The 22780-nt window shown below is 69.2% G+C and carries 32 protein-coding genes; 2 read left to right on the forward strand and 30 right to left on the reverse strand.

All coding sequences use genetic code 11. The annotated features are described in order from the left end of the window. The first annotated feature begins 17 nt into the window (after nt 1-17). Entirely contained in the window at nt 18-473 is a 456-nt protein-coding gene (locus tag K7W41_RS10725; RefSeq protein ID WP_224607932.1) for a hypothetical protein, read from the forward strand. Between the two features lie 3 nt (nt 474-476). Here K7W41_RS10725 and K7W41_RS10730 read toward each other — a convergent pair whose 3' ends face one another. From K7W41_RS10730 to K7W41_RS10860, 26 genes are all read right to left on the reverse strand, one after another. Further along, on the reverse strand, nt 477-953 hold the full coding sequence (locus K7W41_RS10730; RefSeq protein ID WP_224607935.1) for a hypothetical protein: 477 nt from the start codon (nt 951-953) through the stop codon (nt 477-479). Further along, a complete protein-coding gene (locus tag K7W41_RS10735) occupies nt 950-1309 on the reverse strand; it encodes a hypothetical protein (protein ID WP_224607938.1) in 360 nt (119 codons plus the stop codon). The genes K7W41_RS10730 and K7W41_RS10735 overlap by 4 nt, the downstream gene beginning before the upstream one ends. 2 nt (nt 1310-1311) lie before the next feature. Then, nucleotides 1312-1722, reverse strand: coding sequence for a hypothetical protein (locus tag K7W41_RS10740; protein WP_224607941.1), 411 nt, complete (start codon nt 1720-1722; stop codon nt 1312-1314). An 80-nt stretch (nt 1723-1802) separates the two neighbouring features. Then, nucleotides 1803-2498: a hypothetical protein gene (locus K7W41_RS10745; protein ID WP_224607944.1), complete on the reverse strand. Its 696-nt coding sequence runs from the start codon at nt 2496-2498 to the stop codon at nt 1803-1805. 8 nt (nt 2499-2506) lie between these two features. Next, complete coding sequence (locus K7W41_RS10750) at nt 2507-2962, reverse strand: hypothetical protein (RefSeq protein WP_224607947.1); 456 nt, start codon at nt 2960-2962, stop codon at nt 2507-2509. Then, on the reverse strand, nt 2959-3321 hold the full coding sequence (locus K7W41_RS10755) for a hypothetical protein (protein ID WP_224607950.1): 363 nt from the start codon (nt 3319-3321) through the stop codon (nt 2959-2961). Before K7W41_RS10755 ends, K7W41_RS10750 begins: the two co-directional genes overlap by 4 nt. Next, nucleotides 3318-3719, reverse strand: coding sequence for a hypothetical protein (locus K7W41_RS10760; RefSeq protein ID WP_224607954.1), 402 nt, complete (start codon nt 3717-3719; stop codon nt 3318-3320). The genes K7W41_RS10755 and K7W41_RS10760 overlap by 4 nt, the downstream gene beginning before the upstream one ends. A 3-nt stretch (nt 3720-3722) precedes the next feature. Beyond that, a complete protein-coding gene (locus K7W41_RS10765; protein WP_224607957.1) occupies nt 3723-4301 on the reverse strand; it encodes a hypothetical protein in 579 nt (192 codons plus the stop codon). A 70-nt stretch (nt 4302-4371) separates the two neighbouring features. Beyond that, entirely contained in the window at nt 4372-5577 is a 1206-nt protein-coding gene (locus tag K7W41_RS10770; RefSeq protein WP_224607960.1) for a phage major capsid protein, read from the reverse strand. Between the two features lie 77 nt (nt 5578-5654). Beyond that, nucleotides 5655-6026 (reverse strand): hypothetical protein, encoded by a 372-nt coding sequence (locus tag K7W41_RS10775; protein WP_224607963.1) that lies wholly within the window; start codon nt 6024-6026, stop codon nt 5655-5657. A 73-nt stretch (nt 6027-6099) separates the two neighbouring features. Further along, on the reverse strand, nt 6100-7419 hold the full coding sequence (locus K7W41_RS23500) for a hypothetical protein (RefSeq protein WP_263489749.1): 1320 nt from the start codon (nt 7417-7419) through the stop codon (nt 6100-6102). Nucleotides 7420-7429: 10 nt separating this feature from the next. Beyond that, nucleotides 7430-7591 (reverse strand): hypothetical protein, encoded by a 162-nt coding sequence (locus K7W41_RS10785; protein ID WP_224607966.1) that lies wholly within the window; start codon nt 7589-7591, stop codon nt 7430-7432. Next, nucleotides 7578-8978: a hypothetical protein gene (locus K7W41_RS10790; protein ID WP_224607970.1), complete on the reverse strand. Its 1401-nt coding sequence runs from the start codon at nt 8976-8978 to the stop codon at nt 7578-7580. Before K7W41_RS10790 ends, K7W41_RS10785 begins: the two co-directional genes overlap by 14 nt. Before the next feature lie 16 nt (nt 8979-8994). Continuing rightward, nucleotides 8995-10896, reverse strand: a complete 1902-nt coding sequence (locus tag K7W41_RS10795) for a hypothetical protein (RefSeq protein WP_224607972.1) — start codon at nt 10894-10896, stop codon at nt 8995-8997. Further along, on the reverse strand, nt 10893-11078 hold the full coding sequence (locus K7W41_RS10800; RefSeq protein ID WP_224607975.1) for a hypothetical protein: 186 nt from the start codon (nt 11076-11078) through the stop codon (nt 10893-10895). Before K7W41_RS10800 ends, K7W41_RS10795 begins: the two co-directional genes overlap by 4 nt. After that, nucleotides 11062-11688 carry a hypothetical protein gene (locus tag K7W41_RS10805; RefSeq protein WP_224607978.1) on the reverse strand — a complete coding sequence of 209 codons (627 nt, stop codon included), beginning with the start codon at nt 11686-11688 and terminating at the stop codon, nt 11062-11064. The genes K7W41_RS10800 and K7W41_RS10805 overlap by 17 nt, the downstream gene beginning before the upstream one ends. 64 nt (nt 11689-11752) lie before the next feature. After that, a complete protein-coding gene (locus K7W41_RS10810) occupies nt 11753-12019 on the reverse strand; it encodes a hypothetical protein (protein WP_224607979.1) in 267 nt (88 codons plus the stop codon). A gap of 26 nt (nt 12020-12045) precedes the next feature. After that, on the reverse strand, nt 12046-12405 hold the full coding sequence (locus K7W41_RS10815) for a hypothetical protein (RefSeq protein ID WP_224607982.1): 360 nt from the start codon (nt 12403-12405) through the stop codon (nt 12046-12048). Between the two features lie 9 nt (nt 12406-12414). Beyond that, complete coding sequence (locus K7W41_RS10820) at nt 12415-12933, reverse strand: IbrB-like domain-containing protein (protein ID WP_224607985.1); 519 nt, start codon at nt 12931-12933, stop codon at nt 12415-12417. Next, nucleotides 12930-14279: a DUF3440 domain-containing protein gene (locus tag K7W41_RS23505; protein ID WP_263489750.1), complete on the reverse strand. Its 1350-nt coding sequence runs from the start codon at nt 14277-14279 to the stop codon at nt 12930-12932. The genes K7W41_RS10820 and K7W41_RS23505 overlap by 4 nt, the downstream gene beginning before the upstream one ends. Further along, complete coding sequence (locus K7W41_RS10835; RefSeq protein WP_224607988.1) at nt 14267-14929, reverse strand: class II glutamine amidotransferase; 663 nt, start codon at nt 14927-14929, stop codon at nt 14267-14269. The genes K7W41_RS23505 and K7W41_RS10835 overlap by 13 nt, the downstream gene beginning before the upstream one ends. Further along, nucleotides 14929-15720 carry a phosphoadenosine phosphosulfate reductase domain-containing protein gene (locus tag K7W41_RS10840; RefSeq protein WP_224607991.1) on the reverse strand — a complete coding sequence of 264 codons (792 nt, stop codon included), beginning with the start codon at nt 15718-15720 and terminating at the stop codon, nt 14929-14931. The genes K7W41_RS10835 and K7W41_RS10840 overlap by 1 nt, the downstream gene beginning before the upstream one ends. Next, a complete protein-coding gene (locus K7W41_RS10845) occupies nt 15717-16448 on the reverse strand; it encodes a hypothetical protein (RefSeq protein WP_224607994.1) in 732 nt (243 codons plus the stop codon). Before K7W41_RS10845 ends, K7W41_RS10840 begins: the two co-directional genes overlap by 4 nt. After that, complete coding sequence (locus K7W41_RS10850; protein ID WP_224607997.1) at nt 16445-17290, reverse strand: ParB N-terminal domain-containing protein; 846 nt, start codon at nt 17288-17290, stop codon at nt 16445-16447. Before K7W41_RS10850 ends, K7W41_RS10845 begins: the two co-directional genes overlap by 4 nt. A gap of 411 nt (nt 17291-17701) precedes the next feature. Then, complete coding sequence (locus K7W41_RS10855; RefSeq protein WP_224607999.1) at nt 17702-19132, reverse strand: hypothetical protein; 1431 nt, start codon at nt 19130-19132, stop codon at nt 17702-17704. After that, on the reverse strand, nt 19129-19737 hold the full coding sequence (locus K7W41_RS10860; protein ID WP_224608002.1) for a hypothetical protein: 609 nt from the start codon (nt 19735-19737) through the stop codon (nt 19129-19131). Before K7W41_RS10860 ends, K7W41_RS10855 begins: the two co-directional genes overlap by 4 nt. Before the next feature lie 36 nt (nt 19738-19773). Here K7W41_RS10860 and K7W41_RS10865 point away from each other — a divergent pair, with 36 nt between their 5' ends. Beyond that, nucleotides 19774-20241, forward strand: coding sequence for a hypothetical protein (locus tag K7W41_RS10865; protein WP_224608005.1), 468 nt, complete (start codon nt 19774-19776; stop codon nt 20239-20241). A gap of 1 nt (nt 20242) precedes the next feature. On the opposite strand, the gene K7W41_RS10870 is transcribed toward K7W41_RS10865, so the two are convergent. From K7W41_RS10870 to K7W41_RS10885, 4 genes are read right to left on the reverse strand one after another with little or no spacing between them, the layout of a single operon-like run. Continuing rightward, nucleotides 20243-20662: a VRR-NUC domain-containing protein gene (locus tag K7W41_RS10870; RefSeq protein ID WP_224608008.1), complete on the reverse strand. Its 420-nt coding sequence runs from the start codon at nt 20660-20662 to the stop codon at nt 20243-20245. Between the two features lie 2 nt (nt 20663-20664). Further along, the gene (locus K7W41_RS10875; protein ID WP_224608011.1) at nt 20665-21042 is read right to left on the reverse strand and encodes a hypothetical protein; all 378 of its coding nucleotides are present in this window, start codon (nt 21040-21042) and stop codon (nt 20665-20667) included. Next, on the reverse strand, nt 21039-22340 hold the full coding sequence (locus K7W41_RS10880; RefSeq protein ID WP_224608014.1) for a hypothetical protein: 1302 nt from the start codon (nt 22338-22340) through the stop codon (nt 21039-21041). The genes K7W41_RS10875 and K7W41_RS10880 overlap by 4 nt, the downstream gene beginning before the upstream one ends. A gap of 2 nt (nt 22341-22342) precedes the next feature. After that, nucleotides 22343-22762 carry a hypothetical protein gene (locus K7W41_RS10885; RefSeq protein WP_224608018.1) on the reverse strand — a complete coding sequence of 140 codons (420 nt, stop codon included), beginning with the start codon at nt 22760-22762 and terminating at the stop codon, nt 22343-22345. Between the last annotated feature and the right edge of the window lie 18 nt (nt 22763-22780).

Genomic DNA, 22780 nt, shown 5'->3' on the forward strand with positions numbered 1-22780 from the left:
CGGTGTACGGTTGAAAAATGACGCAGCAAAAAGCGGAGCCCAGTGCAGCGACCGGCTGCCTGGGGCTGGTGGTCATCGTGGCGGCGCTCGGTGCAGCCGGGTACTACGGGCTGGGGCTGATGCGGTCAAAACCGGCCACCCTCCCCGCGCCCAGCACGGTCTCCTCGGCCCTGCTGGGCGCGGCCCTGCCCGGCGCGAGCGCGTTTCCCAGTGGCGAAAACCGGGAGATCGTGCTGACCACGTCGCTCAATCTGGCTCGGGACTTCAACCTGCCGTGCACCACCAATCAGGAGCTGTACCTCCTTGATGACGATGTGGCGGCGCTGGACGCGGTCAATACGGCCGTGCAGACCCAGGGCTTCGAGCGCACCAGTCTGCAGGCCTCGGACAATGGCGCGGCGTTTGCGCTGAAGGGGCCCAAAGCGTTGTTCGTGGTCACCACGAACAACGCCCTCTTCCTCTGCGAGGTGTAGACCTTACCGAAGCGCCTGCTGCACCTTCTGGGTGAACAGCTGCACGAGGCGGTACCGGGCGTAGGCCTGCGCGCCGGTGATCACGGGCGCCGCAACCTGCCAGCGGCGGCCGCTGCGCCCCAGGGTGAGAGGCTGAGACGGATCCGTCTGCATGGCTGCCAGCTGCTGCAGCATGGCCAGGCTCATGCCCTCCTGTCCTGCTTCCACCACGGCCGCGTACGCCACGTCGTTCCAGACGCGGACGCTGGCCGTGTTGAGGGTGGCCTGGCCCTTCGCGTGCAGGCCGCGCAGGTAGTCCTCGGTGCGCTGGTAGTGCTCTGGCTCGACGGTGTCGTAGATGTTGCGCCGGGCGCCCAGAATCGCGTGCCCCAGCGCTTCCTTTTCCACCTGCGCGGCAATCTCCGGCAGACTGTCGCACGCGCTGATCAGCTTGGTCACCGTGTCGGTCAGGTCGCGCAGGTCCAGGTCGAAGTCCATCATGCGGGTAGCCTCCCAATGGCGCGCTCCAGTTCATCGAACGCGGCGGCCTCTTCCCGCTCGCGCCGGCGAATGCGCATCTCCAGCGTGTAGCGCCAGGGGTGCGCGGCCTCATCCAACTGCTCCAGGGTCGTCAGGTATGGCTTGAGGGTGTAATGGGCCGTGGACGTAGGGGCCGGGTCGTTGGGATCCGGCACGTACTCCCGGCCCTGGTCCAGGCCATCGGCCACCGCCTGCAGGCGCAACCGGGCGAGGTTGTGGGCGGCCTCGCGCTGCCGCTCAATCTCGATGCCCCGGAGAATCAGCCGGTAGGGCCACACGATGACTGAGGCGTAGGCCGCAGCGCCATACTCACGCACGATCAGTTCATCAAGTGTGGTGTCGTCGGGCCCTGGCTCGTTGTCGCCTTCTTCACCCTCTGCGTCAGGTTCAGGCTTCGCTGTGCCAGGGCCATCAGTTTTCCCTGCACATCCTCCAGATCATTCAGCCGCCACATGGCGTCCAGCAGCAGCAGCCGGTCCGCCCAGGTGATGGGCCGGGGCAGGCGGCTGCCCGGCACAAGGCTGGCCTGCACCAGCCGCCAGAAGGTCGCCCAAATGGGGGACTCAACGTCCTGGCGGGTGTAGGCGTGCCACTCCGATTGCAGGTGCACGAGGGTCGCAGACAGCGTGAGGAGGTCCATCAGGTGGGCGTCGGCCAGGGTGGCGGGCCACGCGGCCAGCGTGACCACGCCGCGGGACAGGTGTACGTGTTCGCGCACGGGCAGCAGCATGCAGGCCTCCGGAAAATAGGAATTCTGGTGTTATGACCCTGCCCCCGAAAGTGGGCGTGGGGGCAGGGAAGGGTACGGGATTAGGGTGCGGGCGCCACGGCGTCGAGCTTGGCCGCGCCTTTCAGAATGTCCAGCAGCGCGTCGAGCTTGCTGCGCGGCACAGTGATGATCGCGCCGAGGGGTGCCACCTGTGGTTTGTAGGCCTGCAGCTCCGCCGGCAGCTTGTCCTGATCAATAAACGAGCGCACGGCCCCCCGAAACTGAAGGGTGTCCTTGCCCTGGCTGTCACCCTCGCCGTTGTTCTGCAGGGCGAAGCGCGGGTGCCAGTACACCTTGAAGATGGGGTCGCCCGCCCCCTTGTGTCGCCGAATGAGGATAAAGCGGCCCATGATGCTCGCGCCCGGGGCGAAGGGGCTGATGGTGGCCCCGGCCAGCGCACCCGCCATGGCCGTGGGCATGCTGCCCACGTGCAGCGCCCGCACCAGGGCGTCGGGCGTCAGGATGGGAATGTTGTCGTACGTGGCGGTCACGTCCGTCACGTCGGTGGCCAGCGTCAGGTCCGGCCCACCCTCGGGGTCCTGGGCCTTGATGTCCGTGCTGCTGATGTTGGTCGTGATCGCCAGCTTTTCAGCGGGTGGAAACAGGCCCAGATCGGCCCATTCATCGGCGGTCAGCACGGTGCCGAAGTCTTCCAGAGGGCTGAAAAGGGCCTGCCGGCCTTCCTTGGTCAGGTTGGCCGACAGGCGAGCGGTCGCGGTGTTCTTGGTGACGAGCATGGGGGCTCCTAGGGGGCAGCGACGCTGCCCGCAATGGTGAGGACTTGATAGGTGGGCCGCCGAAGCCACGCGCCGGTCTGCATGAGCGCGGGCTCGGACGGCGTGACTTCAGGACAGGGGCCAGGCTCCAGGGGAGTGCCGTTCAGCGCTTCGTGCACGGCGGCGCCCAGGACGCCGCAGGCTTCAGCGGTGGGCGCGAGCGTGGCCACCGCCACCCAGAACACGGCCTGCACGCCGTCACTCGTGATGCCCTGCGGCAGCTCGATCTGCACGAACCCGGCAGGGTACTGGGTGAGGTAGGCGCCCAGGCCACGCGCGGCCGCCGCATCCACTGAAGGACGCCCCTGGGCGTCCACGGCGGCCGCGCGCAGGGGTTCCTGCGCCTGTTCGGGCAGCAGCACGCGGGTTCGCGCGGGCAGGGCCGCCACCAGCAGGGCGCGCAGGTGTTCGGGGATGCTGGTCATGGGTCCCGCTTCACAGCCGTGCCCACGCGCAGCCCCGTGTAGGGGTCGGGGTCACTCCATTCCAGGATCTCCAGCGTGCCGCCCTGGAATGGGGTGCTGGCCCCGGGAAAGGGCACCGTGTCGTCGGGATGAACGTCCACCACGCGCAGCTGGAGCACGCTGAGCCGCTGGTCGGTGGCCACCGCCTGCAGCCGGGCCAGGGCGTCGGGCTTGAGCAGCTGCTTGTCCACCACGCTGCACCGCACGTCCTTCCATTCGTGCGGGCCCAGGCGGAAGGTGAGCGTCTCGGGGTACATGAGGTCCGCCTTGGCGCGCAGCCGGCCCTGCACGCGCGCCCGGATGTCCTCCAGGCGGCTCACGGCTCCACGCCCCAGGGGTCCACGCTGGGCATGAAGGCCTGCAGGGAGGTCGGCCGGGCGGCCACGGCCAGCCGGTAGGTCTCGGCCAGGGCCAGCCAGCGGGCGGCGGCCGCGCCGTCCACCGAGGTGCTGGGGAAGTACTCCTCCTCGTACTTGCCCTCAATGCGGAAGCGCTTGACCTTCCCTTCGGCCTGCCCGGCGGCCACGCCCTGGGCGGCGGCGGCAGCGGCGGTCAGCACGTCGGCCGCCACCAGCTGCACGTCCCGGCGCACGCGGTAGGCGCGCGCGACGTCCACCCGCCCCGTGGTCAGGGCCTCGTGGTAGGTCCAGGCGTCGGGCCCCACCAGGACTTCGAGTTCGTCTTGCACCTCCTCGGGCAGGGGTTCCGGGGCCGCCACCGCTTACCCCTGGGGCTCGTCGGCCGGGTGGGGCGCCAGCTTGCGAATTTCGGCCAGCGTGGCGTCCGCAATGCCCCTCACGGCCAGCAGCGCCTCGTCGTCGGCATACCGCACGCTGTCCGCCGTGTAATACCCGTTCTCGAACAGCACCTTGCGTGCCGGGAACGTGCTGGACAGGAGGTCGCCCACCACGTCCCGGTACTCGGCCAGCGCTGCCGCGTCGGCTGGGTCGGCGGCCTTCGCCTGGGCGTCGGTGAGCTCGCCCCGCAGGCGCGTGGTGGTCCGCTGCTCGGCGTCCAGCTGGCGCTGAAGCGCGTCGCGGTCCTGTTGCACGCGGCTGAATTCTTCGTACGTGTAGGTGCGTTCGCCCGTCAGGGCCTTGTGCACCGCCTGGGCCACCGGCTCGGGCACCGGCTGCTCGGCCGACAGGTTGCGGATCTCGCCGCCCTCCGTGTCTTTCAGCAGACCCTTGCGGGCGGCCTTCTCGTAGTCGAAGCCCGGCACGTCGCCGGGCACGGCGTCGCCGGGTTTGAGCCACTGGCCTGCAATGCGCAGGCCAGTGGGCGTGATGAGGTTGTTCATGGTGCTCCTGGGGGCCCCATGCCCTGGGGCGGGGGTCAAGCGGGTGGTGGGGAAACGGGCGGAGGGCCGCTCAGTTGCCGGCGGCGATGGCCACGGCGTAGGGGTCGCGCAGGTCGGCGCCCACCACGTCGTGCACCTTTAGGGCGAAGCCCCGGTTGTCGAAATCGCCTTCCAGGTCGGTTTCGTCCACGTTCACCATGCGGGTGAAGGTCTTGGGTCCGCCCTCGTAGCCCTTCAGGGTGGCCAGTTCGATGGGCTTCTGCGCCCCGTTGGCCATGACGATGTAGTCGTCGGCGCTCAGGCCCTTGCCGGCGTAGCGCTCGGGGAACTCCTCAAGCACGTCGGCAATCATGTCTTCCAGGTGGACGTTCGCCATCTGGTAGACCGGGTTGCGGTTGTCGCGCATGGCCAGCGGGCCACCGGCGCCACCCGTGGGCACGAGGTACTCGCTCTCCATGCTGCGGCGGGCCATGCGCTCCCACTTGGTCCCCACGAACAGATCGGACGGCTTGCGCGCCACGCGGCGGCCGGTGGTGGGGTCCACGCGCTGGGCCATCCACTCGGCGATCTCGTCCAGGTTTTCCGTGGTCGGCCCCAGCTCGCCGTTCTGCAGGGGAATACGCCCCGCCTTGCGCAGAATCACGTCCAGGATGGTGAAGGCACGGGTGGCGCGGAAGGTCACGCCCAGCTGCGCGGCCGCCTGGGTAAAGGCGCCCAGGTCGTCGTTGACGTACATCTCCCACGTGAAGGCCAGCGCCAGGGCGACGTCGGACACCGTGTAGCCCTCTTCGGTCTGGAAGAAACTGGCGTATTCAATGTTCGTGGCCTCGGGGCGGATGGGCGCGAAGCGGTGGCTCAGCACGCCCGGGCGCGTGGCGTTCAGGGGCTTGAAGTTGGGGGCGGGGCGCCGGAAGGCGAACTGAATCAGGTCGCTTTCCGGCAGGGTGTAGGCGTCCCGCTGCGCGAAGTCGCGCGCCTGCGCCAGCGCCAGGGGGAAGTCGCTGGTGGTGTGCGTTTCCTGGTGCATGCGGCGCACCTTGGTCAGGTCCTGGATGGTGTGTTCCACCTTGGCCAGCGCCAGGTCGGTCGCCACGTGGTCCATGGCGCGCACGCTGGCAATCTGCTTGTCCAGAATTTCGCCGTAGTACGCCTTGTGGAACGACTGCTGGCCGGCTTCGAGCACCGTGAGGATGGTCAGGGGCACCACGCGGTGCTCGGGGATGATCTTGCGGTCGGCCGCGCGCTCCAGCTCGTGGCGAATGTCTTTGATGCTCATGGGGCTCCTTGTGAGGCACGGAAAAGGGCCAGCCGCGCGGGGGGGCGGGCTGGCCAGGGCTGGAACCGGGGGGCGGCTTAGTTCGCGCGCAGGCCGATGGTGGTGGCGCCCAGCTTGTAACCGACGAAGGCGGCGCCGGCGGCCACAAACTTCTTGGTGCCGGCGTCCCAGTCCACCTTGCCGAAGTCGGCCACGGCCGCCACGTCGGCGGCCGGCACGCCCACCGTGAGCACAATGCCCGGCAGGAACACGCTGGCCTGCCCTTCGATCAGGCCCTGGGGGTGCTTACCAGACGTGGCCTGCTCGGGGCTGACCACGTCGGTGGCGGCGATGCCGTAGAACCCGGCGTTGCCGAGCTTGACGATGTGGCCGCTCTTGGTGCCCGCAGGCACGGGCAGGGCGAGGGTGACCGAGCCGCCAGTGTAGGCGTGGTGCTTTTTGTTCTTCATGCTCGCCTCCGTAAGGGCGCCCGCCCCGGCGAGAGGGGCGGGCGGTGAGAGGGCCAGGGGCCGGGGGGAGGCTTCAGATCAGGCCGGCGCGCGAGCGCACGCCCTCCATGCGGCGCACGCCCTCGTCGGTGCGGCGGGTGTCCTCGCGGCTGTTGTCGCCCACGGGCAGGTTGATGTGGCCGCCCCCCCGCCCGCGCTGGCCTTCCTGGGCCGCGCCCTGCATGAGCGCCCGGCGCTCGGCGATCATCTCGGCCACGAGTTCCTGGGCCTCGGTGTCGCTGTTGGCGGCCGTTGCGGCCGCGATCAGCGAGTCGCGGAAGCGCGCGTCGAGGTCAATGTCCTTGACCTTCGGTGCCTTGGGCAGCCCGGCGGCCTCCAGCGCCGTGATGGCGATGTTGGTGCGCTTCTCGATGACCTTCTCGCGGCGCTCGCGCTGCAGCTCGCTGGTCAGGCCGAGCACCGTGCGCTCCAGCGTGTTCTCCACGTTGCTGGCCGGCGTGGGGCTCGGGGCCGGGGTGGGCGCAGGGGTGGGGGTCGGCGTGGGGGCGGGGGCCGGCGTGGGCGCCCCCTCGCGGGCCACGGCTTCCGCCATTTCGATCATGGCCGCCGCGTACTCGGTCTGGTGCTGGGCCTTGATCTGCTCCAGCGTGAGCCCGGGGAAGCGTTCCAGCAGTGCTTTCAGTTTCGGGTGCATCTTGCCCTCCTTCGGGCGGTGGGTTTCCTTCTGCCGGGCCAGGCCCGACAGGTCGGAAGGGTCGGAGACCGCATCAATGGTCAGCAGCCGGAAGTCCGTCTGAATCACGCAGATGGTTTCTTCCGGGTCGGGGTAGCCCTGCAGGCCGGGGATTTCCTTGGCCGGCAGGTACTGGGCGCTGCCCGTGCCGTTGCTGCTGATGCCCACGGCGACTTTCTTCTTCAGCAGGGCGCGCATGGTCTGCCCCGAGGCGTGGTCGTCAATCAGGATGCCGGTGGCTTTCACCACGTCGCCTTCGAGCCACAGCTTCTCGTAGATCACCCAGATGGTTTCCAGGCGGCCCTTGAGGGGGTCCCAGTCGTTCCACCCGTCTTTCGGGTGCTCGAGCAGGCCCCACAGGCGCCCGGCTTCAATCTCGGGCTGGGCGGCGTCAATGGCCGCCTGCCACACCTCGCGCGAGTAGTAGCGCTTGTTCCGGTTGACGCGCCCGGCGGTGGCCACCGTGACGTCCACGAGGGTGACCGTCTCGCCGTTGCGCTTTTCCTCGCGCAGCGAGGCGTTCCCCCGGTCGGGGCCCAGCTGCTCGGTGAGGCGCATGCCGTGCTCTGTGGTCACGCTTTCCTGCAGCAGCAGGCGCCCAGGCGGCAGGGGACGCTCGGGGGCGGGCGGGCAGGGCGAACGGTTCAGCTGGTCGGGCATAGAGCCTCCTTTAGCGCTCCTCGCGCAGAACGGTGGGGCGGGTGCGCTGCTCGCGCTGGCGGCGGTCTGGCGCTTCAGGGCCGCCCGCTTCATGCGTGGGGCGGCCCTGTTCATCGGGGGCGGGTTCGCGCAGCGTGTGGCGTTCCCGCACTTCAGGTTTAGGATCCGGCATTCTTGTCACCTCCTTCCGGGTCGGGTGGCGGCGGCGGCGGTGTGCCGCTTCGCCCGAAGGGCTGCCCGGCGGCGGCCAGGCGCTGCACCTCCTCGGCGGTGTCGAAGCCCAGCGAGGCGCTGAGCGTCTGCGGACTGGCCCAGTTGTGGCGCTGGGCGGCCTCCGCGCGGCGAATGCGTTCGTCCAGCGTGTCCTGCGAGATGGTGGGGAAGCTCCACGGCACCTCGATTTGCCCGGCCTTGACCCGCTTTTTCTTCTCCACGCGGGTCAGGCCCCCGTCGCGCACGTCGTAGGTCCTCACCGTGTACACCCGCTCTGGCCCATGCCGCCGCACGAGGTCCGCGCGGTAGATCCGGTCCAGGTGCGAGCGCAGCGCCGCGTGGATGCGCAGCACGCTCCGGATGGCCGGCAGGGTCATGCTGTCGGCCGTGGTGCGCGTCACGGTCCCGCCCTCGCCCATGTAGTGCTCGGGCAGGCCCAGCAGGCACAGGGCGGTCAGGCGCACGAACGCCCGGGCGTCGTGCTGGGCGTTGGCGGCGCCCGAGGCGGGGGTGTTGAAGTTGATCTCGTCGCTGATCACGGTCTTGCCGTCGTCGGCCAGCACCTTGGCCAGCGTGAGGACCCCGCCCTTGCTGGGGAGGCGGCGGTAGGCCGCGCGCTTCTCGTTGAAAATGGCCCGGCTGTTCGGATCCTTGCGGTCCACGAACACGGTCTGCACGCCCAGAATGCGGCCCTGCAGGTCGTGGGTGTTGAGCCGGTGGCCCAGCAGGTTCAGGTAGGCCTCAGCAGGCGCGACAGCACGCATGGCGACCGGCCAGCCGCGCACGTCGTTCCACAGGGCGTTGTGGGCCGTCCACACGAACTCGCCGGCATCCCAGGTGAGCTCACCGCCGCTGCCGCTGGGGGCACGCACCTGCGTGACGCCCTGGAGCACGTCCGCCTTCAGGGTCACGCCCCGGTCAATGTCCAGGTGGGCGAGGCGGGCGGGTTGGTCGCCCAGGTCTTCGAGGGGAAACACCGCGCACAGCTCGCCGTCGAGCAGGTATTCCGTCACCAGCCGGTTACTCATCAGCTGGCCGAGGTCGTTGGTGTCCCACAGGTCGGCCAGGGCCTGCTGCGCGGTCTTGTCCGCGTTCAGGGGGCTGTACGTGAATTCGTCGCCGATCAGGAGGGCCACCGCGATCTCCACGGCCGCGCCGAACAGCGGGTTCGTGAAGAAGGCGCGCCGGGTGCGCCGCCGGGTGGCCGCCCGGTCAAGGCCATAAATCCGGGGGCCGCCCTGCAGGCTGTCGCCCAGGGCGCCCTCGTGCCACCAGGGGCCGGCCCCCTGGGTGGTCTCGCTGTTGCTTTCGGTGATGGGTTCACCGTCTGGGCCGTAGAGCAGCATCGTTCACCTCCTTGGGTCAGTTCAGGTCGTCGAGTTCCAGTTCCGCCAGGGCAGCAATCGCGCTGGTCAGGTCCGGGGTGCGGTCCTTAAACAAGCGCTCCGGCGCCAGAGCCAGCACCGCGCCGTCGCCGTCGTCGGGCGACTGGCCCTTGCTCCGTTTCTTGAACACCTGCTTTTTCTCCAGCTGGCGCACGTCGCGGTCGCCGCGCGTGACGTACCCATACTTGCGTTCGGTCAGGTCGCGCTTGAGCAGCAGGGGCGGGTGCTCGATGCGCACGACGCTCAGCACCTCGTCGGCCTGGGCGTACATCTCGGTCACGAGGTTCGCGTATTGATCGCCGTCCGTGGCCGCGCTGCCAAAAGGCACCTCGTGCACCACGTAGCCGTCCGGAAAGAGGGCAGCCAGCTCCTCGAGTTTGCGCAGGCCGTCAATGATGCCGCTGCCATACCCGGCGTCCACGCGGATGCTCAGGCGCGTGATGCCCTGGGCGGCCAGTCGCCGGGCGGCCTTAGCCACCGCCTGCACGTAGCGGTCGGTGCGCGTCATGGCGTCGAGTTCCTGGGCGCCCTGAATGGCCTCCTCAAAGCGCAGGATCCGCCGCGCCAAGCTGTAGATGGTGCCCGCGTCGTCGCCGTAGCGCCCGCAGTCCACACCGATCTGCGCGCTCCAAATCACCCGCACCTCGTGACCCTGTGCCCGGTGGGTGATGCCCGGGTCCAGGGTGGTGGGGTCCAGATGGGGGAACAGGTCCTGCACCGTGAGCCCCAGCCCCAGCGGGGGCATGACCTGGAAGTCGGGCACAGGTGTGACCTCACGGGTCACGCAGGCGTCGAAGCGGCCCGCGCTGATGAAGGTGTCGCCGCCGCCGCCCGTGGGCGGAATGCCCAGGGCGCCGTACAGGAAGCCGCGCTTGGGGGCAAAGACCGTGCCGGCTGGGTGGAAGCCGCCGCCCGCCTTGGGGACATCCCAGGGCACGACGAACGTGTGGCGGGCCTCATCCATCTTGGGCACCACCTCGCAGCCGAAGGTGCGCTGGTCTTCGATCATCTCGTTGAAGACGCTGCGCATGGTGCCGCCCGGCACCTCTGACGTGCCGTTCCAGACGTTCGGGAAGTTGATGAGGGACAGCCGGAACACCTGGGCCAGGGGGTGGCGCATCATTTCCTGGAAGGCGCTGGTGCTCGTCTTGGGGTTGGCGTACAGCAGCCACAGGCGCACCGTGTTGCCCGTGAACTGGCGCTTCGCCGCGTCATACATAAATTCCGCGATGCCCTCCGCCTCTTCGAAGACCCAGAGGTGGAAGTCGTTGTGCTGGCCCTGCACGCGCTCGGTGCCGGTGCCGCCCGCGTCGTTGGTCACGAAGCCCATGGCGAAGTGGTCGGCCGACTGTTCGGCGCGCATGTCTTTGGGCATCAGGCCGGGCATGACGTTGCGGCGGCGCATCAGGGCGCTGGCGACGTGCATGCGGATGTTCTTCCAGAGCGTGTCGCGCACCTGGTCGTTGGTGTTCGCCGTGGACTGCACCACGCAGGGGCCGAAGCACCGATAGAACCAGATCATCACCGGCGCACCGATGCCGTACGTTTTCCCCACGCCGTGCGCCGCCTCGATCACGAACACGTAGGGCACGGCCTGCTCGCCGGCCAGCTGGCGAGTCACGCTCTCCTGAATCGCCTGCAGGATCTCGTACTGTCCCGGGTGGCCGTTCACGCCTTTCCAGGGCGTCATGCCCAGCACGCGTTCGCAGAAGCCGATCAGGTCGTGGCCGTAGCGTTCCCGCCACTTTGCCTGCTCATCCCGCGTCGGCTGCTGCGTCTTCAGCTTGCCGGCGTCCCGCAGGCGGCGCCGGGCAATGGCCTGAATGACGGCGCTGCGGTTCAACCAGCCCGGCAGGCGGCCGGTGGACTGTTTGGTCATGGCTGAGCCTCTGGGGCAGGCAGGGTGCCCTGCTGTTCTTCCAGCTGACGCGCTCTCTGCTCCAGCTGCCTGCCCAGTGCGGTCAGTTGTTCCACGTCCATGGTCGTCAGGTCCTCAGGCTTCACCTGCGCCAGCGCACGCACCTGCGCCTGATCGTCCGATTTGTCAAAAGTCATCGTCATTTTCATCCTCTGGCGGCAGCATGGCCGCCAACTGCCAGAGCGCGGCCTCGCCCAGCTTGTCGAGATCCTCGGGGGACTTGATGCCCCGAAGGTTTACGTTGAGCTCTTCCATGCCCAGGGCCTTGCGCTCCAGATCCGTCCCGATCTTGATGGCGCGCGCCACGTCGAGCATGTCCATCTCTTCGGGTTTCTGGTGGGCCATGCCCTGCACGCCCAGCGTGGTCAGCGCCGTGCCGATCTTCAGCTGGCGCCGCCGCACCTCGGTCTTCATGTCGAGGTCAGCGGCCCTCAAACGACCGTCAACTTCCCGACGCATCTGCAGCCGAAGCTCGGGCCAGTCTTCTTCGCTGGAACGGCGTTCAATCTGCCTCAGGCTCGGTGCACCAGGTTTGTCGGCGAGGGTGGCCAGTGTGACGGCGTCTTCTCCGCGTATGTATTCGCGGCGGATAGCCAGCCAGTCGTGCTTGACGCGCTTGTCTTCCTGGGGCTTCGCCCCGCTGCGGCGGCGGTCCTTCTTGGACTTTTCTTTCTTCGTGGCGGCCGTTGTGGGTGCCTGAGGGGGCGGGGGGCGCTTGGCCACGGGCTTGCGGGGCTTGGCGGGGCTGGGCATGGTTGATCACCTCCTATGGGCATGAAAAAGCCCCACCGAAGTGGGGCGAGCGAGGGAAGCAGATTTAGCGCTGAGGAGCGTTGAACGAGTTGAGCATTCGGTCAAGCTGCGCAGCCAGCCGCTGCAACCGTTCAAGTGTGTCGTCGTGTTCTTCGGGGTCTTCGTACACGTAATGCTTTTGCCCCGTCGTGGTCAGCAGGTAGGCCTGCGTGCGGCCTTCATTGTCTCCACGTTCAAAGCTCAGGGACTCGACTGCAGCTGCACGAACCCACTCGCCATTGGGAAGACGGAGGAAAGCGCCGGAGGGACTCTCTTGCAGGTCAGTGTCCATGCCCTCAGGGTATCAAGCGTCTGAAGTCAATTCTCCACAAAGACGGTGTGATAAGCGGCGCCTCGTGCGCGGAGCGGCAGGCCATTTTCCAAGTGCTTCAAGAAGATATTGCCCACCATGTGTACAAACCGCGGCTCCGGCATCACGCCTAGATCATCAATGTCAATGGCGACCGCAAGACCCTTGATCGGCGGGGAGCGTCGCAGTTTCAGGCGAAAAACGACGGTCTCAGTTTCTGGCTGAAAGAAGACGTCCCAATCGGCTTGTTCGAGGATGTGCGCGAAATGCTTAGGATCTGCATTCCGCTCCACATACTCCTGCAGGACAGCAAGTTGGCTGTTCTGGTCTGGCTGCTGGGTTACGGCTTCGAACAGCGCACGCGTCATGGACCGAGCTTATCGCGTGGGCGTCCAGCCCTTGCTGAACTCGGCCTTGCCCACCGTGCCCCGCTCTGTCATCCCGCCCCGGTCGTACAGGCGGGTGACTTCCTCGCGCTCCATGCCACACCGGACCATGACCTCTTCCACGGTCAGGCCCTCTTCATCCCTGAGGCGGCGCACGATAGCCGCCATGGGCAGCACGCCGTGCTCGCCCCGGGCGCGGTTGTGCCGGATGGTGCTGAGCATCTGGTCTCCGGTGGCGGGCGGCTCCAGACGCACCACGGGCACGTAGCCGTCTGTGAGGGCGTACAGGCGGGGGTCGCCGCTGCACGTCCAGCGGTGGAAGCCGTCCACGATCTCGCCGTCGGGGCGGGCCACGATGGGCTGGGTCCAGCCGTCTTCGAGAATGCTGACCTTCAGCAGCTCCAGTTCCGGCTTGGCGACGTGGTTGGGGTTGTAGCCGTTGGCGTGCAGGTCGTCGCGGTGGACCCACTCAATGCGGCTCAGGGGCTGCGCGTCGCGGCCTCGCTTCATTCGGTCTCTCCTGTGAGGGCGCGGATCTCAGCCAGTTCCTGCAGGTAGGGCTGGAGGTCGGCGCGGTACTTGGCGGTGGCGGCCGCGAACTCGGCCTCGGTTTTGCGGCCGATGCGCGGTTGGCGGCGGCCCTTGAAGTTGCCGCGCACGGCCATCTTCACGAAGAACGCCCAGTCGTAACCCGTCAGGGGGTGGGCGACGGTGGGGGCGAGCATGTCTGCCGTTTTCCGGTAGTGCATCCGGAGGTGGGCTCTGATCGCCTTGCTGACCTGGACTTGTTCCTTGGGCGGGAAATTCGCCTGGACGAGGTCACGCAGCCACGCCTCGTACGTGATGCCCGGCGGTTTGTCCGGCACGTCCCCGAAGGCGTACAGCTCGGTGCGGCTGTACCGCTTGGCCGTCTGGGCGCCCGGCACGCGGGAGAGCATGCGGTCCCACAGGGCGGGCTCGCACTGGTGGTACTGGTCGAGGCGCTGCATGGGCTCCTCGCCAAAGGGCGGCGCGAGGCGCTGCTTGCCCGGCGTGAAGCCGATCTGGTCCAGCAGGTCGTACACCCGGCAGTAATCCCAGCCCAGCAGCTTGGGCGCCAGCCACACGTCGTCCGTGCGCCAGTCGTAGATGGGATACGCCTTATAGACGTTGCCAGCGTGCTGCACGTTGTCCGCACCGCCATAGCCGCCCGAGTCCTTGATGATGTAGTTGTCTTCGACCCGGCGACTGACGGCTGCCCGGCGAATCAGGGACTCGTCGGCGCGGATGCCCAGCAGCTGCACGCAGTTGCCCAGGTGCGGCGGGAACAGCAGCCCCGACAGCTCCGGGATGCTGAGGCGCGCGGCCGGGTCCGCAGGGTCGTAGCCCGGCAGGCTGGTGATGGCCTCGGGCGGCAGGTCGCGCACCCACAGGTGGCGGTCCTCGGGCGCCCAGGGGTACCAGACAGGCGACTCGCTGGAACAGGCGTTGCGGTGCTTGACCGGGATGCACAGCCACTTCAGCAGCACGTCCGGGTCGGCGGCCACGCGGCGCACGTAGTCGATGTTCTCGGTGTAAATGCACTCCTCATCCCAGAACACGACTTCCAGCGGCGTGCGGCCGAGTTCGCGGGCCGCCTCCAGCGCCAGGTTCAGCACGATCGTCGAATCCTTGCCCCCCGAGAAGGACACACTCACGTGGTCGAACAGCTCGAAGATGTGCCGGATCCGGGCGCGGGCCAGGGTCAGCACGTCCTCGTCTGTCTCGGCCGACTTCAGGCGGCTATTGGCGGGGTTGTACCGGAAGGGCTTGAGGCCCTCGGCGGGGGCCGCGATGCCCAGCGCCTCGCGCATGGCCTGCTGGCTCAGGGGGTCCATGCGGGGCCTCCCTGGTTGCGGCGCAGGTCCGCCGTGGTGGCCAGCGCGTGCGAGGCCTCGCCCTGGGGTCCGAAGTGCCAGACCGTGGCGTCGGGCAGAGGTTCACTGCCCGCAAAGGGCAGGCTGCACAGGTACGTGCCTTCGGGGGCGCGCCGGACGTGCAGCGGGTGGCCACGCCGGGCAGAGGTGAGCGTGTCACCCTCCAGGGCCAGCAGCGCGAGCGGCAGCCCTGGGGTCAGCGCCTCGAGTACTGCTGCTTGTCCGGCCAGCGTGCCGGCCTGGGCGAGCAGCTGCGCGAGGACCTCGCTGTCACTGCCGGTGGCCAACGTCAGGCCGTGCGCGGCGGCCAGCAGCTCGTGGCCGGGCACGGTGCCGTTATGGGCCAGGAACAGGCGGCCTGCCTGCAGGGGCTGGGCGGCTGCGAGGTCCTGGTAGTGGCCAGCGGTGGCCATGCGCGCGTGCCCGATGACGCTGCCGGTCACGCCGGCCACCCCCTCGGGCCGCAGGGCGCCCAGTGCGACGTGGCGCACGCCCTGGTTCGCGTGCCCGTGGGCGTGGGGGCCCCGGGTGCCAGCCAGCCCGGCCAGGGCGCGCAGCAGGTCCGCCTGCGGCGGGCGGCCGCGGCTGTGGAAGCCATAGAGGCCGCACATCAGGCCACCCCCCGGCGCTGGAGGTACGCCTGGGCCTGGGGCAGCACCCGGGCGGCCTCGTGCACGATGGCCGGGTCGATCTGCCAGGTTTCGTCCCAGCCCTGTTCCGGCGAGGACGTGTACAGGCGCTGCGCCCAGTTGCCGGTGCCCACCTGCCAGCCACGCGGGTACCCGTAAATGGGCGGCAGGCTGTAGCCTTCGCGTTTCAGGAGCGCGAGGACTGCTTCGTGCGGCCAGTCGCGGATGGGGCTGTAGCGCGTGACGCCCTCGCGGTTGGTGTACACGCCGCCCGGGCCGCAGTGGTTCCCCTCCGCGTGCCGGCGGCCGAGCACCAGGACGTCGAGGCGGTGCTGCCCGAAGTACCGCTTCTGGGCCGTGTGCTGCACCAGTCGGAACCAGCGGGCGTTGTCCTGCGGCGTCTGCGGGAACAGCAGGCGCGGCTGGCCGCGCAGCCACGCGAGGTCCTGCCCCGTGTTGATCACCTGCAGGAGGGGCGGCATGTGGTCGGTGACCCAGGCCAGGAACTCCGGGTACTCCAAGTTGGTCATGGCAAACACGCAGGCCTGCACGCCGAGCTGCGCGCACAGCCACTCGATCACGAGGCTGTCTTTGCCCCCAGACCACGCGAAGGCGGCGCGCTTCCCGTGCAGCTGCACCGTCATTTCCTCCAGCGTGCGGGCCACCAGGGCGTCCAGGCGCGGGGCAGGAAACACCTGCTCGACGTTCGCCCAGGCATCGTGCCAGGCCTGCTGCCCCGAGATCTGCTTGCGGGGAATCAGGGCGGCCGTCATGCGTCCCCCGTGCAGCTGGCCACGTCGGGCCGGTCCTCGGTCAGGAAGATGGTCTGGGCCATCATCCGGAAGCCGCTCATGCGCTCGCGGAACACCTCGATGCTCTCCTCAGGGTGAACGCTGTCAATGACGGCATGAGGCCCAATCGCGTTGAACTGGTGGCTGACCCCGCGCGGAATCTGCATGTCCACGAAGCTGTTCTCCGGCACCACGAGGTTGTACCGGGTGCGCTGCACGCCCTCTGGCAGATCTGGCAGGGCGTCGGTGAACTGCTCGGGCGCGAAGGGCGTGACGCCCGGCACGTCGGTCACCACGAAGGGGGAGAGACTGCCCACGCGGATGGTGGTGCCCGGGCCGGTCATCATGCGCACGAACCTGAGCCCCGTGTGCAGATGCATCCGACTGCAGATCCCGCGCTCGGTCACGTCATAGAAGTCCATCAGGTACCGGCTGGAGAAGTAGCCGTCAAAGGGCTTTTCCAGCATGTACACGTCGCCCTCTTCGAAGGTCTGGGCGCGCGTGATGCCGTCCTCGTCGGGCGCCAGGGCCACGGGCGCCACGTGGGCGGCGCGCACGAGGCCTGCAAGCGCTTCAACGATGGGCAGGGCCAGTTCGGGCGGCAGCTGGAGCACGGGCGTCACCACGTTGCGGGCCGGATCCTGGAAGGTGGCCACGTCGTGGATTTCGTTCTCGTCGTCCGCGTGGTGCTTCAGGCGCTCGCCGGTCATGCGCCCACCCCGTGCTGCTGGGCATACGCGCGGATGATCGCCATGAAGGCCGCCGGGCTGGTCTCGGCGCCGAAGTGGCCTTTGGCGTGCTTGATGGCGGCCGTGACCTCCGCGCGCTCGCTGACCGGCAACACGAACGCCAGCTGCACGTACTCCTCGGCGCCCTGGGCGGGCGGGGACGTGATGCTGGGCGCAGCGGGGGCCGGCGGGGCTTCGGGGGCCACCACGGCACCGGGCGCTGCTGGAGCGGCGGGCGTGGCCACCGTGTCGGCAGCCGGTGGGGGCGCAGCAGGCGGCGCGCTGGGCGTGATCAGGTCGTTCAGGAACTCGCTGGGCGGCGGGGGTGGCAACTGGACACTCGCGGCGGCGGCGGTCTGTTCCTGCAGGAAACCGTCCAAATCAAACCCGGCCACTGAGCGCAGGGCGTCGTCCAGGCTGCCCAGCATCCCGGCCAGCAGCTCGTCATTCCAGCCGCCCAGCTCGCCAGTGCGGTTGTGGGCGATCAGGTAGGCGCTGGCCTCGTCCCGATCGGCAAACGAGCCGCCGCGCGTGACGGGCACCAGCCACATGCCGTCCTCGCGCACCTGCACGAATTGCGGCGCGGGCTGCCCGGCCGCGTGCGCTCGCTCCAGCACGCTGAGGCGGCCGTGGCCGGCGATCAGGCGCCCGCTGGCCTCGTCGATCGCCAGGGGGTCGCGGAACCCGAAGCGGCTGATGCTGGCGGCAATGGCGCCCTCGGCGTGCTCCTTCGGGTTGCCGGGCCAGCGGGCCAGCTGATCCAGGGGCAGGTACTCAATCCGCAGGGTCGGTGCGGCGTCGGGGCTCTGGGTTTTCCTGGGCATTGGGGCTCCAACCCGACTGCCTGCCCCACGTCGTCGGGGGCAGGCTCCCATCGGGGCGACGCACAAAGATTTGCCTTCTGGCAGCGGCGTCTTGAGGTGATCACGGGGCCGGTGATTCCGACTGCCCGGTGGCGCGCCTCCCCAGGTCCTGCCCCTGGTGGTCACCGCTCTCGCCTGAGCCCTGGCGGGCAACGGCGGCAGCTAGCCTCTCGGCTGGCGCATGAAAAAGCCCCGCCGAAGCGGGGGTAGGTTGAACCGCCTTCACTCGGGCGGGTGGTACTGAGAGCCCTTACGGCTCAGAACGCGAAGTCGTTCCCATGGGCCATTCGGAACCTCCGGGCGTTGAATTGCTACACACATGACAAAGCCCCGCGCTGGGCGGGGGTTTTTCGTAGATACATGTTGTGCAGCTTAGTCGGAATTAGGCGATTTCTGCCCGGATTTGTCAAGCCCCCCTGTTTTTGGAAGGTTTTGAGGCGGTGCGTGGTAGCCCGGGAGGGGGTGGTGCTCGGGGATTTCGCTGCGCAGCACGTCCTTGGCGCGTTCGGGCATCATCAGCGCCCGGCGGATGCACTCGAAGGCCCGCAGGATGTTCGGATACGCGGCCACCGACTCGCGCAGCTTCAGGCGGTCGTCGTCCTCGCGGTAGATCAGGTGCTCGTCGTCGTCCTGGCGCCGCCCCTGCTTGCGGCCGCCGGCGCGCTCGCTGAGGTCTTCCATCCAGCGGCACAGGCTCTGCCACGCCTGCGGCCCGGCGCGCGTGGCGGTCAGGCTTTCTAACTCGGCGGCGTTGGCCACCACGAGGCTGTGGCCGTCCTCGGCGTACACGATGGTCAGCCGCGCGTAGAACTGGGTCATGCTGCCGTCGTCGTGCGCTTCACGGACGGACAGCACGTCGCCATGAAAGTACCGCCCCGTGTGGTGCTTGCGCCGCGCGCGCTCCAGCTCCGTGTTGGCCGCGACGTGCTCCGCCAGCCGCTCACGCACCTGCAGGGCCAGGGTCAGGGCATGATCGCTCTTGCCGGCAATCAGCATCTGGCAGGCTTCGAGCGCGAGGGGGTACGCCTCGGCGAGGCTGTCATGCAACTGCCCGTACAGGACGTTGCCTTTGCCCTTTCCACTGTCCTTGACGGGCACGAGGCCGCTGTCCGCCTGGGCGCTGCGAATGAAGGCGCTCAGCACGCCGTCAATGCGGGCCTGCTCGCGCTCACCGTCCGTCAGGTCGCGCAGCTCGGCGTCGCTGAGGAAGTACCGCCGGTGAATGCACTTGGCGATGTTGTTGATCATCGCCCGGCGTTCCTGGTTCAGGGTCAGCGTGGCCAGCTCGTCGGTCGGCACGGGCAGGTGGGTGGCCGGGGGCGGCCCCTTGCCCCCACGCCCAGCCTGCTTCGCGGCGGCGGCGGCCAGCTCTGCTCGGGCGGCCTCCAACAGTGTGGCCGTGAGGTCCTGGGCCAGGAGCTTGCGCTGCGGCCTGGGGACGACCATGCCGACGATCTGGCGGGCGCGGTCCTCGGCCCGCTGCCGGGCGGCCTCGCCCTCCAGGGCCACCAGCTCCAGCAGCCGCTTCCAGATGGGCAGGCGCCGGGCCTCCTGCACGAACGGGGCCGGATCCGTGCGCGGGGCCACGAGGCTGACCAGCGGCAGGCGCACGGTCCGCTGCTGCCCGTCCTTGAACTCCAGGCGCACCGTGGCCGTGGTCACGTCGCGGCGGGGTCCGCGCACGACCGTGCAGCGCTCGCCCGCGTGAGGCACGTCCATGCGGCGGGGCAGGTACCACACCTGATCACCGGGCTTCAGGGCCAGCAGGGAAGGGGCGTGCCCGGCGGGCTTCGGGCCGCTCACTGGCGCTCCCGGGGGGCGCGGCGGGGGGCCGGCGCCTGCGTGTGCCGCTGGTGCTCCTGCAGGGCCAGCGTGCCGAGTTCGGTGCGCGTGTAGCCGCCCGGCGCGGGGGCGACGTGGCCGCGCCGGGCCAGCAGCTCCAGGAACTCGCCGTGGGCGCGGCTGGGCGTGGCGGTGGCGGCCAGCATCTCGGCCCCCACCAGCGCGGCTTGCAAGGACCGGACCGCAGTGTCGTCGAACCCAGCCAGCAGGCGGTGAATCAGGAGCTCGCGCAGTGGGGGGCCACGCCGGGGGGCCAGCGCTGGGCCGTACTTCGCCTCGTAGGTTTTCAGGGCCACCTCGCCAAAGCCGGTCAGGACGTGCCCGGGGCCATCCGGCCCCCAGGACACCCATTGAATCCGCCGCTGATCGGCCAGCAGTCGCAGCAGCGCGCGGTGCTCCTCCTGAATGGGTTCGCGCGGGTCCCCCGAGTGGAAACGGGCGGCTACCAGCGCGGGCAGGGTCTGCAGGGGGATGCCACTGAACACAGCCAGCAGGCGGTAGAGGTCGGGTTTTTCGTCTTTTTGCAGCATGGGAACGGCCTCCTGGCGTGCGCGGTGGTTGGTCATTTGCGGGCGGCCTCCTGGGGCGCGATACCTTCAGGCATGGGTGAATCTGGCGAGCAGGGACGGGACGTGGCCCAGCAGGTGATGGAAGTGTTCGGCCCGTGCGCCGTGCTGCGGTCATATCGGGATGCGGATGTGCGGCGGGAACCCACGGCATCCCTGGACGTGCGCCTGCTGAACCTGGGTCCTGGCTTCTTGTGGATCGAATCGGCCATGGCGACTTGGGCTGTGGGTGGGCAGCAGGAGCACTCGTACCTGCCCCTGGCGGAGCGGATTGAGCCGGGTGCGGGATTGGTCGTCATGACGCCCGGCACCGTTGAGGGTGTGCTCAAAGCTGGGGGGCGTGCGGTCCAGATGGGCCGCACACAGGCGGTCCCAGCTACCCGGATGACGTACCGCGTGGCCGTGCCGGGGCAGGTGCTGGAGATCAAGCTGCTCTTTAAGCCCCTGGCAGGCTTATCCGGTGCATTTGGTGTCTTGATTGATCCTGGAGATTTGCCGTGGTGATTCACGCACGCTCCTCGGCCTCGACGGCCAGCAGGTCAGAGAGGAAATAGGCAACGACCACGCGGAAGCCAGCGGCCCGCAGACGGGCGTGGCAGGCCAGTTGGGCGTCGCTGGGCTTGCGGCCCGGCTGTTTGAGTTCGGCAAACCAGATGCGCCGGGGCGCGCGGTACAGCACGAGGTCTGGCCAGCCGGGCGTGACGTACACGGCGCTATTCCCGGCGCTGCCCTTCAGGGTCTCCTGCACATGCCAGCCGCGCAGAATCAGCTGCTCCACCGCGTCGGCCTGGAACAGGGCCTCTGAGGCGTAGCCGTTGCTGACACTGCGCGGCACACCCGCCCCCTTCGGGGCGGGCCGCTGCCCCACCTCGGGGAACAGGTGAGGGTGCCGGCGCTGGTACGCGTGCAGCTCGGCGGCCGACATCTTCAGGGTTGCCCCCCTCGCGGCTGACTGGGAATGACGCGCTTGGCCGGCGTGCGGCGCCACAGCCGCCACCAGGGGCGCACCACCACGTCGGTCACCCGGATGTGGTGCCAGTGCTCGGTGAGCGCCGAGGCGACATGCCGCGAGGCGTCCCACACCGGCATGCCCCTGTACACGCCGCACAGCACGCGCTGCTGGGCGTCATCGCCGTAGGGGAGCGTGACCGTGGTCCGCACGGGGTCAAACAGGCTGCAGTCCGTCACGCCCCCCGTGCAGCTCGCGTGCAGGAGGGCGGGCAGCGAGCGGCGCGTGGCGCAGTTATCGCGGTGCAGGCCGTGCCGCCGCCCGCAATAGGGGCAGGGGGTGGGGTCGCCGCTCACGCCGCACCGTCCTGGCCCTGCAACTCAGGGGGCATCATCACACGCACACGGTCGCCGTTGGTCCCCAGGTGGCCGGCCTGCTGGAGCGCGGCCACCACTTTGTCGGTGCGGCCCTGGCCCCAGTTCAGCCGGGCGGCCAACGTCCGGCGGCTGAGCCCGTCAGGCTCGCGGCGCAGGGCGTCAAACACACTGCGCTCCTCAAAGGTCAGTCGGGGCGGGATGGTGGGCAGGGCGTCGCCCTGGGCGGGGGCAGATGCGTGCCCGGCCGCCCGGGGCAGCCCAAACCACTGCTCACCGCTGGGCAGCTGAGGCCCGGCCGAGACGGTGCCCTGCCGGTGCAGGGCCTGCAGGCTCGCCTGCACCTCGGCCAGGGGCGCCCCCACCTCCAGCGCCAACCGCTCGGCCGTGAACTCCTCCCCCTCGTGTGCCTGCAGGAAGGCCAGCAGGGCGGGGCCGGTGGAGGGGGTCATGTTGGCGATGAGGGCGGCTGCGCTGCCCGGGTCGCTGGCGGGCGCCTCGTCTTGGTCGGGTTCGGTCGGCTCGGGACTTGCCAACTTCGCAACAGGCTCAGCAATGGACTCGACAACCGGCTCACCCACCCGGCGGTACTCGCTGGGGATGCCAATCACCCCGGTGTCCGGTACTCGTTCCACCAGGACCGGCATGAGTTTGGGGAGCTGGGTGGCCACAGATTTTTCGGGCAACCCTAGGTGCTGCGAGATCTGGCGCACCGTGCAGATGCTGCCCGGCGGCAGCGCCTGGACCCAGGCCTCCACCCGCTGCCGGTTGCTGAGCCCAGGGCGATCCTCTTTGCCGTCCGCCTGCGGCGTGGCGGCCGTCTCTTCGGTCTCGACGGCTGCTACTGGCGTTGTCGCCTGCGACGCCTCATTCACTGATGCGGGGGCGTGGTCTTCGTGTGCTGGCATTTCCGGAGTGCCCGATCCCTCTTCCGGCTGCGCCGGAGCGGCGGCAGCGGTCTCTTGAGCGGCTGGCGGGCTGGAGTCAGCCGGCGCCGGGGGGGTGTCCTCGGCGGTCGGCCAGGCAGACTCCTGGTGGCGCTGCTGCGCCTCGTCGGCGGCCAGCAGGCGGGCCACCTGCTGCTCCAGATCGGCCAGCAGTCGGGCGGCGCGTTCACCTTCGTCCACGGCATCCCAGGCCCGGTGTTGCTCCTCTTCCAGTGCGGCGATTTGGCGCCCCAACTCCTGGGCGCGGGTCCGGGCATCCAGGCCCAGGGCGCAGGCGCGCTCCAGGGCGGCAATGCGGACAGACAGGGGCTCGTCGTGCAGCAGACTGGTCATGGTCAGCACCTCGGGGCCGGGCGGCCGTACAGGGCCATGTGCACGGCGTCGCGCGCACGGGCGGCGAACTCAGGGGTCAGGGCGTCAGGGCCGCCGCGCTCAAGGGCGAGGTGCAGCAGGTCCAGCACTTCTTCCTGCCAGGGGGCCAAGGGCTCTTGCAGCTCGGCCAGGGCGGCGTCAATCCGTCGGCCAACGTCAGGAATGGACGGTGCGGGTGGTGCCGACGCGCGGCGGGCCAGCTCGCGGTGCATGACTTCGCGGACCAGTTCAGCGATCTCGCCCGCCGCCGGGATGGGGCGGCCGTCAAACGTGATCACCGTGTGGTCGCCACCCGGGCGGGTGCGGTCCAGGCCGCGCATGAACTGGCGCCGCTGCTGGGCCTGCGCCGGCTTGCGGCCGGCTTGAGGGGTCTTCTTGCCCATCAGCGTTCTCCTTCCAGG

The sequence above is a fragment of the Deinococcus multiflagellatus genome (assembly GCF_020166415.1).
GTDB classification, from domain to species: Bacteria; Deinococcota; Deinococci; order Deinococcales; family Deinococcaceae; genus Deinococcus; species Deinococcus multiflagellatus.